We start from the raw sequence: 15,012 nt of genomic DNA on the forward strand, positions 1-15,012 counted from the left end.
TGAAATGAACCAGAGATCTTTGCGTTCCCCCTATGTGCCACAGACTCCTGCGTATGCAGGTGCGACGCGTATGAGGCGCATGACGTGTGCAGGCGCATGCATGCTTGACGCACGCATGTATGCACGTATTAATTGTATATATATTCGGTTTAGTTGTGTGGGGTCTTCTTATGGATTTATTATTTCGCCGTTCTCAGGGTCGTACAGCGTTTGGACGTCCACGTTTTGATTTACACGCAAAATTGGACATTACTCAAGAAGAACGTGATCTCATCGAGAAGTACAAGTTCACCAATACTATTCTCATTGATGTTCCTGAGCCAGAACTCAAACGCTTTTGTATTCTCATTGGCTTTGTCGTCTTTCTCATCGCCATACCCATCATCGCTTTCAATTTATGGAGCGCCATTGGCTTAGGCTGGATTGGTGTGTTGGTTGTCGCTGCCATTCTCGGCATTGCAGCAGGCTTCACCTACTACCACCAGAAACGAGAAACGATAAAGGTCGTGGACTTGATGCTTGGGCGGTATTTTCACTGCCCATCCATCTGCGAGCTCGTGCGCAAAGAAAGCTTCTTGCTCAACATCAGCCAATACCTGCGACAAGTGATGGAAAGCGCCAAACACTGGGATGGTGTGGATCGCAATGAAATCTATCCTCTCACTCCCGAAGAAGCAAAAGCTGTTATCCACTCCGGACCCCTGTTCTAGGTGTGCCTCTTCACCTGGGACCACGTTTGCATGCCTTCATTGGGGGATTGGGGTCTCCCAGTGAAGGCGCGCAAACAGATGCTCTGTATCGTGAAGTAGAAGCGCTATTCTCTACTCATCATCTCTTGTTCGATGACGGGCGCGCTAAGCTGGTTCATGTGCAGACTGACAGCGTGCTGGATGGTCTCGAACTTGACCGCGACCATCAACAGCGGCCTATCATCCAAACCTTCATTGGTGAGACCATCCTTTCGGAACAGATGTTCCAGCTTCCAGACTATCGCCCCAAGAATGATTTGTCGGTTGTAGCGCACTTTGAGCTGCGGGAAGAGCTAAGACGGCAGCAGGCACTCTTCGACGACTTTGACCGCAGCTGCGAGCTCATCCGACTATATACCTCTCACGTGTTCAGCGCTGTCTTTTCCGCGGTGCCCGCCTTGTTGGAAAGCTCGGGTGGTGACGGCGTCACCGTTCCCGCTTCCATGGTGCACTTGGTGCCTGAAATGGGCGCGCTTGTGGAAGACATCGCTAAGACAGTCTCAGCCAAAGAACTGATCGAAGCAGGGCTTCTCTCGTCCACCCAAGCTAAACTCGACTACAATCTCATTTTGGCGTCCGGTGGTAATCCGGCTGACCCATCTGCCTTTACTCGCGCGCCCAAATATCCTTCCAAGAGTGAGATCACTGACCCTAAGGACCTTCTGTACACCTACCTAGGTGGGACACCTCTGCCCGCACTCTTTGACCAAGAGGTTGCCTTCACCCTGCCGACAAAAACCCGCTTTGAACACCATCACATCATCGCAGGGTCAGGGCATGGGAAAACGCAAACCCTGCAATACTTGATTACAGAAGACTTGAAGGCTGTAGAACGCGGTGAGCGCTCTGTCGTGGTCATCGACAGTCAGGGAGACCTGATCAACACCATTTCAAACCTCGCTGTCTTTGCAGAGTGTGGTTCGCTGCACGACCGCGTCGTTATCGTTGATCCATCCGACGTTGAGTGGCCTGTCTCGCTCAATCTCTTTGACGTGGGTCAAGACCGTCTTGAAGGTTATGCGCCGCTGGACCGGGAGCGGCTGACCAACTCAATCCTTGAGCTCTATGACTTTGTTCTCGGGTCGCTCTTGGACGCGAGCATGACCCAGAAACAAAACGTCATCTTCCGTTATGTTACCCGGCTCATGCTGCACATCCCCAATGCTACTATCCATACACTACGAGAGCTAATGGAGGAAGGGAGCGAAGAAAAGTTCTCCCCGTACTTTGAGTACTTAACAGGCAGCGCCAAACACTTCTTCACCACCGAGTTCCACTCCAAAGAGTTTGCAGCCACCCGACGGCAGGTTCTGCGTCGTTTGTGGGGAATCTTAGAGAACACGACGTTTGAGCGGATGTTCTCGCACCCCGAGAGCAAGCTTGACCTGTTTGCTGAGATGAACGCTGGCAAAGTGATCCTCATCAACACCGCCAAGGACCTTCTCAAAGAGTCCGGCACTGAAATCTTCGGACGCTTCTTCATCGCACTTGTTGCCCAAGCCGCTCAAGAACGCGCCACCTTGCCCAAGAATGACCGCATGCCCACCATGGTCTACATTGATGAGGCACAGGACTACTTTGACCGCAAAATCGGTACGATCTTAAGCCAAGCACGCAAATACAAGATTGGCATGGTGCTAGCGCACCAGTTCCTGGGGCAGCTGGAACCACGTCTGCAAGAAGCCTTTGCAGCCAATACCTCCATCAAAATGGCAGGAGGAGTGTCCAACAAAGATGCGAGGGTGCTGTCGAACGGCATGCATGCGGATGCTTCTATGATTGAGCGACAACCGAAGGGTAGATTTGCGAGTTACTTGCGTGGGATTACCCCGCAGGCTGTGCCGCTCTCGTTCCCATTCTTTGTCATGGAGAACATGGAGAGGATGGCCCCTTGGGAGAAGGATGATTTGCGCACCATCATGCGTGAGCGCTATGCCGTGCACTACTCAGAGCTTGATGGGAGAACGCAAGCTCCAGAAGAGCCTCAGGAGAACGAAGAGCCACCCACAGACCCCAATGAGCCAACTCCGTACTGGTGATGGTACACAGAGCCTCACACGACGCCGTTGGACGGCGCAGCCGCATGGTGGCGCAGTCAACAGGCAAGCGGATACGGCTGACCGAGCGGGACTTGTTGTGGATGCAGGCCATTCACCATCACGGGCCGTTGTCTACTTCAGAGCTTTTGGCGTTCTCTGAAGGTTTGGGGCAAAACAAAGCCCGAGCACAGAACCGTCTCACTGACTTGTTCAATGAGGCGAACACAGCACACCACAGCCCGTATCTCTCAAGGCCGCCACAACAATTCCAAACCATTGATGCCCGGTACAAACCCTTGATTTATGGATTGACGGATGCTGGGCAGGATGCACTCAAAGAAGCGGATATGTGGTCGGACTGGGTTCACAAGGCGGGAGGCCCGTTCTGGCATCAGCGAGAGGTTGCGAAACTGACAGCAGGTGTTGAGATCGACTGTCTCAAACGGCCCGACCGCAACTACATCCAAGGCTGGCGGGTTCTTGAGAGAGCGCAAAGACGCTTGCGATACCCTGTGACTTTCAGTGACCCGAGTACCGGAAAAACACTGACCCGTGACCTTATTCCGGACCAGATATTCGGTATTGAGTACCTCACGGAAGACGGGCCACGCTACAAGTGGTTCGTGGTTGAGGTGGAGCGTGGAACCAACCCTAAAACCAGTAAGTTGGATCGGAAGTCAGTTGAGCGGATGGAGGCAATGTATGAGGTGTATATTGGTAAAAAAGAGTACAAACGTCACCTTCAGATTCAAGCACCACTCTTGCTTTTATGCTTTGAGAATAGTCCGAGTCGCGAGCGACGGCTGGAGGTAACTGCGGCCAAATCTCCTTGGCTAGTACACAGGTTGCAAAGTGTGCTTTCGTTGGTAAACTGACGTTAAGCGCAGTAGGATAATGGGCGCAATAAAGGACAGCTATTTATGTTTGTTGATTGTATAATTATTCATGGAAGTTTCGGTAGCCCATATCAAAACTGGGCGCCTTGGCTTTATCGACAGCTCACAGAGCAAGGGCAAAAGGTACTAGTTCCGCACTTTACAGCAGACGAAATGCAAAATCTGAGCACTTGGACCGAGATAATGAGTGGTTACTCAAGCTTGATCGGCCCGAAAACAAATGTTGTGGCTCATAGTCTTGGGCCAGCTTTTGTTGTCGATTGGTTTGCAAAAACGGGCGTCAAAGCTAATCACTTCGTGGCGGTTGCTCCGTTTTACGGATTGATAGACATACCTGAGTTTGACGCTGTAAATCGAACTTTTTTTGCCGACAAGAAGTTAATTGATGCTGCTGCTCGACGCTTCTCGAAAGTAACTTGTATCTATTCCGATAATGATCCCTATGTTCCTATCGAGCTATCAAACGAGTTCTCCTTGAGAATTGGCGCGTCAGTGGAAGTTATTCCAGGCGGTGCACACTTAAACTCATCTGCTGGATTTGATGAGTTCCCACTGCTTTTGGAGATGCTTGGTTGACGGACTTGGGGCTCTATGAGTTCCAGCAATCCCAAGCAAAACGCGCTCTCGAATTATCCGAGGGGCTTTGCCAGGGCGGCTGGGTGGACCTTGAAAACTGTGGTTGGTACCATGGTTCTTGGACCTTGCTAAGGGTTTTGGGGCTTGTGTCGAATCCCTATTGGCACTTTCAGTTTTTCTCTTCTCGAGTGGCTAAGCTCAACGCTCAGGACAACGCTCTCGTTTTGGCTTGTGCAGATGCATCAATGGCACATTTAGTCCTTTTGCAAAGCGATTGTTACCTAACAGTGGCGGACATTTGCGACACGCCGTTAGTTTTATCTAAAGAACTGGCTGAGGAATTGGGGCGTGATATCACATGCCAGAAAATGGATATCCTAAATGGGTCGATTGATCGTCGATTTGAACTGATTGTTACCGATGCGTTTTTGACTAGGTTCCGTTCAATTGAAAAGATGCGCGTGCTTTCAAATGTAAGCAGTCTGTTGCAGCCAAATGGCCGATTTGTGACAACTGTTAGAATGGGTGGAAAAATCAATGACGCGGATGGTTATATGTCAGGCGGTGACAGAAAGCGCTGGTTTGTCGAACGAGCGATCGCGCGCTTCAACGAACTTGGTGGAGTCCCAGGATTTGAAGAAACTATAGTCAAAGAGCTTGCGCAAAATTACATGCGCTCCATGGAGTCGTATCGTTTTTCAGACTTAAGTGAAATCAAATACTTCCTCAAAGCTGCGGAACTCAAACTTCTGGAATATGAGGAAGTCATAGTTCCGGGAGAGTCTGAGGAGAGTATTTACCTTAGGATGGAGATAGGAAAATAACTCATCGAGTCACAAATATTCCACCTGCAACAGCACAAACTGTAGCAGCGATGGTTGTCAGTACCACGCGGCCCAAAATTTTTCTTTCGAATCCTTGTAACACTGCTAATCTCTCTCGTTCACTTAAACGATCCGCTCTTTCAAAGCAGGATTTCATAGAGCTGGACAACGCAGCAAGGATCATAACAAAAAATGACGACAAAAGCACAAGTCCACCGCCAACCTGATCGTTCAACTCGACAGACGTTGTGATCGGGTTTACGAATTCGCACAAAAGATGGTTAACGTTGGCTTCAGAAGTGCAAGTGATAGTGTCGTTCTTTGTGACATTGTTGCTGGGGATTAGCCACGTGACTGCAACCGAAGCAACCGCGCCGGATAAAAAGCCAAGACTGGTCGATAAATTTTGAAAGTGGATGAAATTAAGCATTCAGCAGATGTAGCACGCCTAGAGGACACTGACTATGAATTTTGCAGATGCACTAAGGACTCTGACTGAGAAGGGTGCTGATCTTGAGCAGGCAGTGTTCACAGTGATTGCTAAGTCGATCTCATCCGAACTCAAGCAGTGCATAGTTGATACTCTGTCTTCCCATTTTTCCGTTTCTGCCGGAGAAGAAGGCGAAGCTCTATACATACACGAACGGGTCACTGGTCGCCGTCTCTTGCAAACGCAAGTCACGGATATCTTGGAACGCTCGACGGATTTGATTGGGATAACGACCGAACTGTTACACAATTACTTTGGAGGACATTCATTCAGTGAAGCGATTCCTGTTGAGGGCGATCCGGTTAAAATATCGCGAGCAAAGTTATTCGCATCGATCCCGAACAATGCTGTATATTCTGCTTTGCAACATGAAATACTCGCAAAACTTGATCGGCGAGAAAATTTCCTACTACTAGGCCCATCGGCGTCAGGGAAAACAGTACTAGCGGCCCAATGCGCTTCAATCGCCGAAAGCCGAGGGACCAAGTTTTTCTATTTGGATGTCAATTCATCATATGACGAATTTTCTCGCAATTTCGTTTCGATAATCAAGTCATGTCAACAACATGACAAGACATCTGACAATCCGCCGTTGATCATTATAGATAATATTCAAGGTTCTGTACGGCAGTTTTCTAAAGCATTGACAGTACTAAATGGATTTTCCGCTGACCAGAGCTCGACACCAACATTCTTGTACTTAGGTTGGCCAGAAGCAGGTCAAATCGAACTGCTTCAGAAGCAATCACCCGGCAGTAAGGTCTTAGACGCGGATGCCCAAGCTCGTTCGATTTTGGCGTCAAATCCGTTCTTTTCTGGCGATCCGCGCGTCCTGGACGATATTCTCTCAGCAATTGTTGGAGACTGCTTCATTGCCAAGCAGATTTCTGATACGACTTCGGATGCATCCGGTCTCCCTAGTTTCGAGCACATAGGTCGTGCGATTCTTATGGCAACCGCTGGAGACGATCCGATTTCTGACAATGCTGTTGGCGCGTTGTACCTATTGTCAGCGCTTGGTGCTTTGGAAATTTACGCGGATCGAAAATGGCTTCAGTTCAGGTCTGGGATCAGCTCTCGTGAACTAAGTTCATTGGTCGGTTTGCGGCAGACGTTGGAACAAGTTTCACTTGGTCACAGATCAAAGGCATTTGTGCTCAGCAAGTATTTGCTAACTATTGATCCGACGCTTTCGGCAAAATTTGGTGAAATTGATGAAATAGTGGTTGAGTACTGCCGAACAGTGGGCGATGCGGCAGTTGCTCAAACAATTGAACGGCTTGATCTTGCAGAACATCAATCAGAAGGGCAGGCTTTAGTTGAGTGGGAAAGTATGACGTTGGAGTTGTGGCGGGCTTTTCTCACTATTCGAAGCCGAATACTCAACGTGACTGTTGCCGATCCGAGCTGGGGGGCAAACACTGCTTCAGCGAGTTTTGCTTTGACTGTGCTAGGTCAAATTGACTGGGGAGCTTGGGAGACCTGCTTCAAAAAAGTCTTTGCAATTTGGGATTGTCATTCGGGCATGGTTGCTCTGAAAGGAAAAGTTTCTGAGCGTGACGATTTCGACGCAATCCGAGAGCGGATGAAAGAAGAAGATGCGTCTAATCACGTGGCTTGGGAAGGGTATTCTGAGGTTGATATGGATGCGATGCACGTCAACTGGTGCCTTGGTCTGTTACTAATGGCTCTTGGATCCTCAGCTCTCCAAGATGGTGAACGCACAGCTTCCATTCTTGCTGAACTTGAGAAGAGGATTGGTGTTCTGGGTGAGATACATCCCAAGCGTGTGCCTTGGGTCGCTGCTCGTGTTCTGTCAGGCTTAAGTAGTTGCGGTCAAAACATCCATACCAGTGCGCAAGCCAAGAGAATCTCAGAATGGCTGCTTCTGGACTATCCAGACGGGCCATTTCGTGAAGACCATTGGGAGGCCGGAACCGGTTCATGGAACGATAGTTACCAAGCAACGGCTATGGCGATTTCGGCTCTTGCAGATGCAGGGATCGGGGTTGCGAACCAGAAAATTCAAAGATCAACAAACTTCCTTTCTGAAAACAAGTCCGAATGGATGCGGCCCGGAAAAGAGATCACCGTGATCGACGTGCTTATCGTTAAAATCAAGCTCGGCCATGATTGGAAGTCGTATATTGAAGAAATCAAGTTCATTCTCGAATGGTTGCTTTCCGCTGAGCAATGGGCGCTCAGTCGGACTTCTATATTGGCCACAGAGGAAGGTGTTGAAAGTTCGAAACTTGCTCAGGTTGCATCTCGGGCATATGTTCTGGTTTTTGAAATACTTAAAGCGAGTCTTGGGGATTTAGCAAGATTTGGTACCGAAAAGTACTCGCAAATATTCTCGGTGCTCCCCGAGAGAATGTCTTCCATAGACACGGCTGAAGTGGATCGGACGCGTTCACTAATTCGGTATTGTTCTTTTATGCTGAACGTGATCGAAAATGAGCTTGGATTGAGAGCAGAGTTAATGAAAGAGGGTGGTTATGACGAAGCGACCCGTTCTGAATTCAAGGATGCAATTAGAGTATTAGCTCAACAAAAAGAACTCGTGACGCGCGCACAAGCAGAACTAGCTGTTGGCCATGCTAATCTTACTCACGAAGAAATTGACGCGCTGAAAGGCATAGGCCGGAAAATCCTTAACGACGATGTGACATCGGCATTTGATTTTGATTGAAAATGGAACCACGAATCCGCGTTTCGTTGAAATTAGAAATCATCGGCAAATGTGTTCGTGGTCACTTTTCTCATATTTTGCAGTTAGCGATGTGGTCTCTTTGTGCTTTGAAGTTGACACACAGGCGGTCCAGGCACAAGGGGCTATGGAAGCCTTGTCGCCCTTCTCAGAGGTATCAACATTCCTGCGTATTACGACGACCTGGACGGGGACACAGTCATGGCCTAGCCGTAGTCGATCGTTGAAATGGCTGGAGGTTTTGGTGCCCTCTTACATATTAGTTGTCTATGTTGTGCTTGAGGTGCATCCGAACCATTTCGGATGCACCAGCAAACAGAGGACCCGTCCGGACAAGTCCTCTGAAAGACGTCTAACTCTGTAGCTGCTTTGCCAGCACCAGACATTCAAAGATCGTGGTGGCGGCAGGTTCGTTGTCGAAGATGCGTCGGCGTTTTGGTGCGACTGCACTCATCTGAGGAAACTCAGCACACAGCCGATCTATCTGCTCGTATTTGTTGGCATAGGGCTGAACACGTTCGCATTCTATGTGCTGGGCATCTGTCAGCAAGGCAGCTTCTTTGATCGCTAGGATCAGGCGCTGCGCTTTCTTACCTTTGGTTAGAGACCCGTTGAGGTCTTCGGTCACAATGATATCAGGCTGATAGTAGGCGAACCATTGGGCTGCTTTCTCATACGTCAGCTCAGGGCTTTTGGAGGCATGATGCGCCAACTGCCAATCCATAGGTTGCTTGTCGATGAGAAAGCAAAACCCAATTCGGTTGTGGCTTGCTGTGATGGCCATGACCGTAAATGGCTTACGCGTCATACCTCTCTTGGTTTAGGCTGTGTAATCGGTCAGCTAGCCGCGACAGCGTGGTAATTCTTGCTTCTATTTCAGGCGCTGGCTTCAGTTGAGCTAGCCTGCTTTGCAGTTTCTCAGTCAAGCGACTGGCTGACAGCTGGAACAACTCATCGAGCGGTTTGTCGTAGACAATCGAGAGGCCAATCAGTTCTTTGACTTTGGGCCGTGCATAACCGTTCTCTAGCTTTGACAAGCGTGCGCGGCTGGTCCCTAGCAGTGTCGCAACATCTTGGCCCAAAAGCCCTGAGCGCTGCCGTGCGATCCGTAGATCGACTTTCAAAAATTCTTTCATAATCCAAATCATTAATCCGGTCCTGGTAATCTGCGGTCCGGACCGCTCAGGCAGTATATGTAAAGATTGATGCATCCACACGAGGGCAGGAGTTGCCGAAAACGGAAACTCCTCGCATCCGCTTTGTGGGTATCTCTTGCTCAAACTGATCAACACGAACGGGAATACAAAAAGGATGGTTAACACCATCCGTGTAAATCAATCTGAGCAACAAACACGAAGGCAATGCGATTTATCTCGTGTTCGGCACCCACCCGAGAATGAATATATCATCCCACACATACCCCCAACTAGTCGGTAGCAGTTTCAGTACCGTTCCAAGGGTCAAATCGCTACATGATATATGAGGTCATTCCACGATCTGACCCTTTCCACTCAGCGCATTGTCCAAAACCAGCAACTGCCAGCACCTATCAGAAACACGCCTCATCACTACAATCAGCACATGACTACACAACATGACTTTGATGCATTTTTAGACCTCTGTGAGCGGATGGCGCAGCGCCTTTTCGATGAAGGCAAATGGCCATTCGACAATCCACCAGATTCGACTCTTTCATGCGATCTGGTAGAGTCGAATGATAATCTCAAGTAATCATGAATAAACAATATTTTGGATACATTAGGGTATCGACCGTCAAGCAAGGCGAAGGAGTTTCGCTCGAGGCACAGCGAGAAGCAATAGAGCGGTATTGCGCCACACAAGACCTCGCTATCACGCGCTGGTTTGAAGAAAAGGAAACGGCGGCGAAACGTGGGCGGCCGATATTTACAGAAATGATTAAGCTTTTGCGCGCAGGTAAGGCAAAAGGCGTCGTCATGCACAAGATTGATCGCTCCGCGCGCAACTTGCGGGACTGGGCAACCGTTGGCGATCTGTCTGATGCTGGCATTGATGTGCACTTTGCAGCCGAAAGCGTGGACTTTGCCAGCAGGGGAGGGCGGCTGACCGCCGACATCCAGGCTGTGATCGCAGCTGACTATATCCGCAACCTGCGAGAGGAGACGATCAAGGGTTTGGACGGACGGCTCAAGCAGGGTCTGTATCCTTTTAAAGCCCCTATCGGTTATCTTGATAACGGCGGCGGCAAGCTCAAAACCATCTGTCCCGTCAAAGGACCGAAAGTCCGACATTTGTTTAAGGTTTATGCCGCCGGAGAGCATTCTTTGTGGTCGCTGGTTGATGAGGCCAAGAGGATTGGCCTGACATCGCATGGCAATGCCAAAATTGGGAAGACAACCATCGAGAACATGATCTCCAATCCGTTCTATGTTGGTTTGATGCGCGTATCCCGACAACAAAAGACCTATCAAGGTAAGCATGAGGCGTTGATTTCATCGGCTTTGTTTGAGCAGGTGCGTGCCGTGCGAGCGAGACGCACAGTCAAGAAGGTCACCAAACACGGATTTGACTACCGGAGGATTTTTCGCTGTGCGCGCTGCCAAACCGCGATCATACCCGAGCGTCAGAAAGGTCACGCGTACTACCGATGTCATACAAAGGGGTGCACAAGCGGTTCGCTGCGAGAGGAAGCCATAGAAAATTCGATTTCCACGCAGCTTCGAAAATACCAGTTAAACATACATGCGGCGGGGGCTTTGCAGGGAAGACTTGGGCGATGGGGTGAACGTGTACTGGAAACCGAACGCGCTGACACCACGGCCTTAGAGATGAGCAAGATCGCCAATAAAAAAGCGCAGCTATTGGATGCGCTACTTGATGGATTGATCGACAAACAGGTCTTTGAAGCGCGCAACGCGCAGTTTCTGCTTCAGGAAAAGGCTCTCTCCGAAACATCGCAAAAAACCATCGATCCGGCGTGGTTCAGAGTGCAAAGTGCAAAGCTGCTCGAACTCCTCAAAACCCTTTGTCTTAGCCATTCTCTGGCTATTCCTGCCGAAAAGCGCCGAATGCTCGAAACCCTGTTCTCGAACCGCTTGGTGTCCGGCAAAAACGTTGAACTACAGCCAGTTTGGTGGCTTGAGCGCACGTCGGAATGGGCCGCTTTCCATGTTGGTCCCCCTTCTCATGCCACATCTCGAAGGGGGCAGGAGATACCAGAGCTGGAATATGAAGATTTTTTGAGACTGTTCATGTCCCAAAAATGGATTGATTTGACTGAGTGTATCCAAGAAATTTATGCACGCAAACAGGAGCAGTTCGAGAACTGCCCTCATGATATCAAGATTACCCAATAAGTGGATTTCTATCCACTTTTAGAAACACGTAGTCTCTAGACGCTTTGTCCCCATTCTCACGCCACATCTCGAAGGGGGCAGGACATACCAGAGCTGGGAATGGACGAGTTTTTAAAGCTGTTCATGTCCCAAGATTGGAAACAACTTTGTGAGCTCCACACCGGTATTCATGACCGGACAAGTGCCGCCAATTTACCCAAAACTGAAACCCAAAACACCTATGACCAAGCGGCTTAGCACGCGACAATCGCGTTATGCCCAACCCATTCCATCAACCCATCACCTACCTTGCAGAGACTGTGGGCCGATCAGAACCGAAACCATTCGGAATCTATCAACCCGACCGTCTCTTCCACACCTTCATTCTCGGTCAAACAGGAACAGGTAAGTCCACGCTGATCCTCAACATGATACGTCAGGATATTGAGCAAGGAGTTGGTTTCTGTCTGATTGATCCGCATGGGGACTTGGCAGAAGCAGTCAAACCCATGTTGCCAGAGAATGCCATGTATTGGGATGTGGCTGATCCAGACTGCCCCTACGGCTACAATCCATTGGGCTATGTCACCGAGGAGTTCAGGCCACTTGTTGCCTCAGCAGTCATCGACGCCCTACGTCAGCAATGGCGAGATGCCTGGGGTGTACGCATGGAACACTTGTTACGTTTCAGTGTATTAGCGCTCATCTCACGATCCGGGTCTTCTTTTGCTGACATTGTCCCTATTTTCACCAACAAAGCCTTCCGTAGGACTGTTCTTCAGTCAGTTACCAATGAAGAAGTCCTCAAGTTCTGGCAGGAAGAATTCCCCAAACTCAACTACAAAACAGCGTTTGATGGTGTGGCTCCGATTGCCAACAAGCTGGGAGCGTTCTTGTCCAATCCAGTGGTCAAGAAGGTGCTTTGCTCACCAAATCAGAACCTTCGTTTCCGGTCACTAATGGATGAAGGAACGCCGCTTGTTGTGAACCTCTCAAAAGGAAAGCTGGGATCAGATATCTCATCTGTCCTGGGTGGGTTAATCCTTTCAATGATGACCAGTGCTGCCTTCACCCGTAGTGATACCCCGGAACTTTAACGCAAGCCCTATGTCATCTATGCCGATGAGTTTGCATCCATGACAACGGGTACCATCGCAGGCATGCTCTCAGAGCTCCGTAAGTATCGCGTGGGGCTTGTTCTGGCCGCACAGTACACCAGTGCCATCAAAGACCGCATCCTGGATGCGATCTTTGGAAATGTCGGAACCATGATTCTCTTCAGGATTGGTGCCAAAGATGCACCAGTTATGGCCCGCCAGGTGGGTTGGACTGATCCGGCAGACCTGTTGAACCTGCCCAACTACCGCGTGTTCATCAAGTTATTGATTAATGGCGTACAGAGCAAAGCCTTCACTGCGCGTTCTCTACCATCTCAGTGATAGCCTTCTCGGCGGCAATGATGCCACCATATGGTTGCCCATTGACCGTCACACCTGTCTCAGCCTTGAGAATTTCATACCCTTTATACACCTTTATCCGTTCACCAACTTCTGTTGTGAGACCTCGTTGCATCGTCACTTCCTTTATTGGCTGAGGCACGTGGGATTTGGCGTCACCCGGCAACAGTGCGTAGACAAGACCACCTACAACCAGCCCAGCGAACAAGGCTTTGAGAACAGCGGGAACAACTAGTTCTTCAAGAACACGGGGCCCCATCTCGCCTACAATACTCAGCGGTAGCGGCTGACCAAAGAATGACGGCCAGAGCGCCATCAAAGCAAGTGAAGCGGCACCCAAGCCTCCGAGTGCTGCAATGGTTGTGCGGCTTGGGGCAGGTTGCGCCTGTTTGACTCGTGAAAAGAAGAACACAGCCAGCGCCGAGGCAATCAATCCAATTGCCAAGAGGTAGTTGGTTGGGTCATCAGCTGCTTGTTCTGTTCTACTCGGTTCAGAAACAATGACTTGGGTGGGTTTGAACGCTTTGACACCAGAGTAGTCAACTGATGGTGCATTCAATTGGGCGAGCAATATCTCTTCATTCATGACGCGCAGCCTTTGCGCTTCATGGCAATTTTGATTGCCTTGTACTGCTGACCGTAGATGCCACCGCCCGCGATATTGGCGAGTGGATTGGTCACTGGTCCGCGAAGCGAGCGCTCTTGCAAGGAAAGCGTTCGGCAGCTTGATCGCATGAAACCGTCAACCATGAGCGTCTGACTTGCAGCTACGGACTCCTTGCCTTGCATACCTTCCATGATGGCCGTTCCTGGCATGCAGCCAGCGACTACAAAGGTTGAAAGTAACAGGGCGGATGTTGTGGGAATTGTCTTCATTTCCGATCTCCTAAAGCACGTATCTGAGACGCCCAATCGGAGACAAACCAGAGGTTATGCACAGTCAGGAGATGAAACAAAATTGGTAATACTGTATCATGAGTATGTTCAAGGGTTTAAGGGCTTGTCAGGTTGATTCTGCTCAATTAACCTCGGGTTCTCATGACGCTAATCGATTGAAAAACAATGGTTTCGTTCGGGTCTGATACAGAATTACCAATACTGTATCACTGACCATTTTACTCCCCACAACGCTTGAACACTTCACCCTCAAGCCTTGATGAACGCATACCTTGGACCGCTCATGTCATCATCCATGCATCTGTATGATGCACAGAACGACCGTCTGTATTTGAACGCAGCTGAACGAGAGCGATTTCTTTGTGTTGCCAGAACTAAACCTCACCACATCAAAGCTTTCTGCCTCACCCTTTTCTACACTGGATGTCGGATATCTGAGGCACGGGAGCTCCGGTTTTCGTCAGTACAAGCACAAGCGAGACTGATCTCGTTCCGCAGTCTCAAGAAGCGTGACCAGCACCACATTAGAGAGGTTCCGGTTCCTCAAGAACTCATTGAAGCGTTAGATCAACTTCCACGTAACATCCCGTACACAATCTGGTCTGCTACACCCAAACCACTCTCACGGATCACTGCATATCGTTGGATTAAGTCGGTGATGGATGAAGCTGGGATCACTGGACCACAGGCAACCCCTAAAGGCCTTCGCCACGGCTACGGCATTCATGCAGTCCGATCTGGAGTGCAACTCCATATGCTTCAAAAGTGGATGGGGCACGCCAGTATGTCGACCACTGCCATCTATGCGAACGCAGTGGGGCAGGAAGAGCTCGAGATTGCTGACAGGATGTGGTGAGCAATGCGCAGCCCGTCGTCAGGTGTTGCACAACCTGACTCGGTGGGTTGCGCATTGTTGAACATTCGCGCTCGCTCTTACACCCGCGAAAGAAGAGACTAAAAAGAGACTAAGAACGATCAAGGCCTTAGCAATTTCTTGCTAAGGCCTTGTTTTTATTTGGAGGCGAGTACCGGAATCGAACCGGTGTACACGGATTTGCAA

General features: G+C 49.6%; 15 protein-coding genes. 10 read left to right on the forward strand and 5 right to left on the reverse strand.

Features of this window, described 5'->3' with window-relative positions:
* The first annotated feature begins 170 nt into the window (after window positions 1-170).
* From ACRBCU_RS04620 to ACRBCU_RS04640, 5 genes are read left to right on the forward strand one after another with little or no spacing between them, the layout of a single operon-like run.
* The gene (locus ACRBCU_RS04620) at window positions 171-710 is read left to right on the forward strand and encodes a hypothetical protein (protein ID WP_431364194.1); all 540 of its coding nucleotides are present in this window, start codon (window positions 171-173) and stop codon (window positions 708-710) included.
* Window positions 711-736: 26 nt separating this feature from the next.
* On the forward strand, window positions 737-2,788 hold the full coding sequence (locus ACRBCU_RS04625) for a type IV secretory system conjugative DNA transfer family protein (RefSeq protein ID WP_431364195.1): 2,052 nt from the start codon (window positions 737-739) through the stop codon (window positions 2,786-2,788).
* Between the two features lie 44 nt (window positions 2,789-2,832).
* A complete protein-coding gene (locus ACRBCU_RS04630) occupies window positions 2,833-3,663 on the forward strand; it encodes a hypothetical protein (RefSeq protein WP_431364196.1) in 831 nt (276 codons plus the stop codon).
* 45 nt (window positions 3,664-3,708) lie between these two features.
* On the forward strand, window positions 3,709-4,260 hold the full coding sequence (locus ACRBCU_RS04635) for an RBBP9/YdeN family alpha/beta hydrolase (RefSeq protein ID WP_431364197.1): 552 nt from the start codon (window positions 3,709-3,711) through the stop codon (window positions 4,258-4,260).
* On the forward strand, window positions 4,257-5,084 hold the full coding sequence (locus ACRBCU_RS04640; protein WP_431364198.1) for a hypothetical protein: 828 nt from the start codon (window positions 4,257-4,259) through the stop codon (window positions 5,082-5,084). Before ACRBCU_RS04635 ends, ACRBCU_RS04640 begins: the two co-directional genes overlap by 4 nt.
* A gap of 1 nt (window position 5,085) precedes the next feature.
* Here the strand turns inward: ACRBCU_RS04640 and ACRBCU_RS04645 are convergent, their stop codons facing one another.
* Complete coding sequence (locus ACRBCU_RS04645) at window positions 5,086-5,514, reverse strand: hypothetical protein (protein WP_431364199.1); 429 nt, start codon at window positions 5,512-5,514, stop codon at window positions 5,086-5,088.
* A 34-nt stretch (window positions 5,515-5,548) separates the two neighbouring features.
* On the opposite strand from ACRBCU_RS04645, the gene ACRBCU_RS04650 reads away from it, so the two are divergent.
* On the forward strand, window positions 5,549-8,266 hold the full coding sequence (locus ACRBCU_RS04650) for an ATP-binding protein (protein ID WP_431364200.1): 2,718 nt from the start codon (window positions 5,549-5,551) through the stop codon (window positions 8,264-8,266).
* A 370-nt stretch (window positions 8,267-8,636) separates the two neighbouring features.
* Here ACRBCU_RS04650 and ACRBCU_RS04655 read toward each other — a convergent pair whose 3' ends face one another.
* Together ACRBCU_RS04655 and ACRBCU_RS04660 are read right to left on the reverse strand one after the other, a co-directional pair.
* On the reverse strand, window positions 8,637-9,092 hold the full coding sequence (locus tag ACRBCU_RS04655) for a hypothetical protein (protein ID WP_431364201.1): 456 nt from the start codon (window positions 9,090-9,092) through the stop codon (window positions 8,637-8,639).
* The gene (locus ACRBCU_RS04660) at window positions 9,082-9,432 is read right to left on the reverse strand and encodes a helix-turn-helix domain-containing protein (RefSeq protein WP_431364202.1); all 351 of its coding nucleotides are present in this window, start codon (window positions 9,430-9,432) and stop codon (window positions 9,082-9,084) included. Before ACRBCU_RS04660 ends, ACRBCU_RS04655 begins: the two co-directional genes overlap by 11 nt.
* A 585-nt stretch (window positions 9,433-10,017) precedes the next feature.
* Between ACRBCU_RS04660 and ACRBCU_RS04665 the strand changes: the two genes are divergently transcribed.
* The 3 genes from ACRBCU_RS04665 to ACRBCU_RS04675 all read left to right on the forward strand — a co-directional run bounded on the left by ACRBCU_RS04665 (window position 10,018) and on the right by ACRBCU_RS04675 (window position 13,037).
* The gene (locus ACRBCU_RS04665; protein ID WP_431364203.1) at window positions 10,018-11,619 is read left to right on the forward strand and encodes a recombinase family protein; all 1,602 of its coding nucleotides are present in this window, start codon (window positions 10,018-10,020) and stop codon (window positions 11,617-11,619) included.
* Window positions 11,620-11,873: 254 nt separating this feature from the next.
* Window positions 11,874-12,695, forward strand: a complete 822-nt coding sequence (locus ACRBCU_RS04670; RefSeq protein ID WP_431364204.1) for a type IV secretory system conjugative DNA transfer family protein — start codon at window positions 11,874-11,876, stop codon at window positions 12,693-12,695.
* A gap of 39 nt (window positions 12,696-12,734) precedes the next feature.
* The gene (locus ACRBCU_RS04675; RefSeq protein WP_431364205.1) at window positions 12,735-13,037 is read left to right on the forward strand and encodes a hypothetical protein; all 303 of its coding nucleotides are present in this window, start codon (window positions 12,735-12,737) and stop codon (window positions 13,035-13,037) included.
* Here ACRBCU_RS04675 and ACRBCU_RS04680 read toward each other — a convergent pair.
* Window positions 13,009-13,641, reverse strand: coding sequence for a hypothetical protein (locus tag ACRBCU_RS04680; protein WP_431364206.1), 633 nt, complete (start codon window positions 13,639-13,641; stop codon window positions 13,009-13,011). The two genes, ACRBCU_RS04675 and ACRBCU_RS04680, sit on opposite strands and share 29 nt — an antisense overlap.
* The gene (locus ACRBCU_RS04685) at window positions 13,638-13,931 is read right to left on the reverse strand and encodes a hypothetical protein (protein ID WP_431364207.1); all 294 of its coding nucleotides are present in this window, start codon (window positions 13,929-13,931) and stop codon (window positions 13,638-13,640) included. Before ACRBCU_RS04685 ends, ACRBCU_RS04680 begins: the two co-directional genes overlap by 4 nt.
* A 316-nt stretch (window positions 13,932-14,247) precedes the next feature.
* On the opposite strand from ACRBCU_RS04685, the gene ACRBCU_RS04690 reads away from it, so the two are divergent.
* The gene (locus ACRBCU_RS04690; protein WP_431364214.1) at window positions 14,248-14,808 is read left to right on the forward strand and encodes a tyrosine-type recombinase/integrase; all 561 of its coding nucleotides are present in this window, start codon (window positions 14,248-14,250) and stop codon (window positions 14,806-14,808) included.
* The last annotated feature ends 204 nt before the right edge of the window (window positions 14,809-15,012 follow it).

The organism is Planktotalea sp. (genome assembly GCF_050633725.1).
In the GTDB taxonomy this organism is placed as follows: Bacteria; Pseudomonadota; Alphaproteobacteria; order Rhodobacterales; family Rhodobacteraceae; genus Planktotalea.